This is a genomic window from Actinomycetota bacterium (genome assembly GCA_036280995.1).
GTDB lineage: Bacteria > Actinomycetota > CALGFH01 > CALGFH01 > CALGFH01 > CALGFH01.
In genome coordinates, this window is sequence record DASUPQ010000079.1 from 1 (window position 1) to 2,986 (window position 2,986).

A 2,986-nucleotide genomic window follows, 5' to 3' on the forward strand; every position below is an offset into this window, starting at 1 on the left:
TGAGCAGCACGGCGGTGTGCCACGGCGCGTCGCTGGTCAGCAGCAGGGCGATGGCGACGATCGGGCCGAACTCCCCGACCGTGCCGGCGGCCAGGACGAAGGTGCCGAACCTGGTGTCCAGCAGCCCGGCGTCGCGCACGATCGGGAGCAAGGTGCCCAGGGCGGTGGTCGCCAGCGCCAGGCCGACGATCAGCCCGGACAGCACCCGGCCGGAGGCGGCAAGCATCGCTCCCGCCGCCAGGCCGAGGACGAGCGAGCCGCCCCACCCGGCCACCGCCAGGTTCAGCGGGCGGCCCCGAATCCGGGCCGGGTCCGCCTCGAACCCGGCCAGGAACATCAGCAGCGCCAGCCCCAGCTGGGACAACCCGTCGATGAAGGGGTGTACGACCGCCCAGTGCAGCACCTGCGGCCCGATCAGGATGCCCAGAACGATCTCCAGCACCACGACCGGGAGGCGGATTCCGCGCAACAGCTCGGCCAGCAGCACCGCGGCGACCGCCGCGGCCATGATGACGACAGCGCTTCCCTGCACCGACTCCGACATGATGCAAGAGCCGACCACATTTTGCGCGGGCGCGCATCCTCTCGGGTCGCAGCATCCCGCCGTCGCGCCGAGATTGCAGGGAATGCCCGTGCACCGCGTCAACACAGGGTTCGGCTCGTCGGAGCTGCCACGGCCGACCCGGCGCTGGCGATGCCCGGTCGGGACTGGCACACGTCCGCGATCACGCCCCTACCGCCTCATCGACGTCACAGCTGCCCGGGGACCGAGCTGGAACTCGGACGCCGCGAGCGCACTTTCCCCGCCGTCTGCGCGGTCTCCCCGTCATGCAGAGCCGGTTGCTTTTTGATGCCTGCACGGTGTGCCGTTTAGGCGAGGTAAGTCTTCTTTGAGAGAATTGTCGGTATGGCGAGGACGTACCGGCCGGTGGACCGTGAGCAGGAGTTCCTGCTGCCACCCTCGATGCTGGACTGGCTGCCCGAGGAGCACCTGGTGTGGTTCGTGATCGCGGCGGTGCAGCGGCTGGACACCACCCGGTTCCATGCCCGCGCCCGGCTCGGTGGGGTGGGTCGGCGCGGCTACCACCCGGACATGCTGCTCACCCTGCTGGTGTACGCGATGGCGCACGGGGAGTCCTCCTCGCGGCGGATCGAGCGGCTGTGCCACACCGACGTGGCGTTCCGGGTGATCTGCGCCGGCGACGCGCCGGACCACACCGTGCTGGCCCGGTTCCGCCAGCACCACGGGCAGGCGTTGACCGACCTGCTCACCGAGACCCTGGTGCTGGCCGTCGAGCTGGGCATGGTGTCGCTGGGCGTGGTGGCCTTCGACGGCACCCGGATCGCCGCCGACGCCAGCGTGGACGCCAACCGCACCGAGACCCACCTGCGCCGGCTGGCCACCGAGTTCGTCGACACCGTGACCGCCAACGACCAGGCCGAGGACACCCTGTTCGGCGAGGACAACCGCGGCGACCAGCTGCCCGAACAGGTGCGTGACCGCAGCCACCGGGGTGCCCGGATCGGCCAGGCGCTGGAGGAGATCCAGCAGCGCCGCCAGGCCACCGAACGCGCCCGGCAGCAGGACGCCGAACGGGGCCGCGCCTACGAGCAGGCGATGGCCACCGGCCCGGTGCCGCCGAAGGGCGGCGTACCCAAGAGCGCCGACCCGGTCGTGGTGGCCAAGGCCCGCTGGGAACGCCGACGCGCCGCCGCGCAGGCCCGCTACACCCGGCTGCTCGCCCTGGCCAAACAGCGCCGCCGCGGCGCACCGCCCCCGGTGCCGCCCGACCAGCTCGCCGCGGTGCGCAAGGCCCGCGCCGCCTACGACGCCGCCCTCGCCCCGGCCGAGGCCGAGGCCCAGGCGCAGGCCCAGCCGGACGCGCAGGCGCCGGCCGGCACCGCGGCCGCGGCCACCGACCAGCCCGCCACCAGCCAGCAGGACAAGCTCACCGCGAACCTCACCGACCCGCAGTCGCGGCTGCTGAAGACCCGCAACGGCTGGATCCAGGGCTACAACTGCCAGACCACCATCAGCGAGGACCAGTTCATCCTGACCGCCCGGGCCACCCAGGACAGCAGCGACGTCGAACAGTTCGTGCCCACCCTGGACCAGCTCACCGACACCACCGCCCGGCTGGCCACCCGCACCGGCACCGAGCTGCGCGTCGGCACCATGATCGGCGACGCCGGCTACGACTCCGACGCCAACCTGCAAGCCGACGGCCCGGACCGGCTCATCGCCGACGCCAAACGGCACAAGCTGGACCGGCGCGCCGCCACCGACCCGGCCACCGGTGACCCTCCCCACGACGCCACCGCCCGGGAGAAGATGACCCACCGGCTGCGCACCCCCGAAGGCCAGGCGCTCTACAAGCGCCGCGCCCCACTGGTCGAGGCACCCAACGCCTGGCTCAAAGACGGCCGCGGGCTGCGCAGGTTCTCCCGCCGCGGCCTCACCGCCGCCCAGGCCGAACTCTCCTTCGCCTGCGCGGTCACCAACCTCTGCCGCCTCGCCGCGAAGGGCATCACCACCACCACCCTCCGCCAAACCCGGTAGACCCCGGGCACCGGGCCACACCCGGTACCCCAACCCGGCCACCCACGACCGCGAAGACACGCCCAGCTACCGGGCGGCAGACCACATCGAGCTCGCGCCGGAGCAGATGCGCCACCCCCAGCCAGCACGGCGCCACCGGCTTCTCACACCGCCACCCCGACCAGTCCACGACGCGGCGCAAAAAGCAACAGGCTCTACATGACGGGGGAACCCCACACACGACACGGAACCGTGCCGTTCGTGAGCGGCCCCCCGGCCCGCCGCCGGCCCGCTCAGGTCAGCCGCACCACGGCCACCACACCGACCGCGACGATGACGGCGCGCAGCGCGACCGGTGGCGGGCGGCGGCCCACGGTGGCGCCGACCTGGCCACCGATCGCGGCACCGACGGCGATCAGCGCGACCACCAACCAGTCCACCTCGGCG

General features: G+C 72.8%; 3 protein-coding genes. 1 reads left to right on the forward strand and 2 read right to left on the reverse strand.

Annotation, left to right across the window (positions count from 1 at the left end):
• On the reverse strand, positions 1 to 544 hold a 544-nt coding region (locus VF468_02190), incomplete at its 3' end, for a cation:proton antiporter (protein HEX5877125.1).
• A gap of 363 nt (positions 545 to 907) precedes the next feature.
• On the opposite strand from VF468_02190, the gene VF468_02195 reads away from it, so the two are divergent.
• Positions 908 to 2,560 (forward strand): transposase, encoded by a 1,653-nt coding sequence (locus VF468_02195; GenBank protein HEX5877126.1) that lies wholly within the window; start codon positions 908 to 910, stop codon positions 2,558 to 2,560.
• Between the two features lie 272 nt (positions 2,561 to 2,832).
• Here VF468_02195 and VF468_02200 read toward each other — a convergent pair.
• Positions 2,833 to 2,986 (reverse strand): sulfite exporter TauE/SafE family protein (locus VF468_02200; protein ID HEX5877127.1); only part of this gene is annotated, 154 nt, incomplete at its 5' end.

Excerpts from the sequence above, each read along its gene's own strand:
- VF468_02195 (HEX5877126.1), top strand. The coding sequence starts at position 908 with ATGGCGAGGACGTACCGGCCGGTGGACCGTGAGCAGGAGTTCCTGCTG.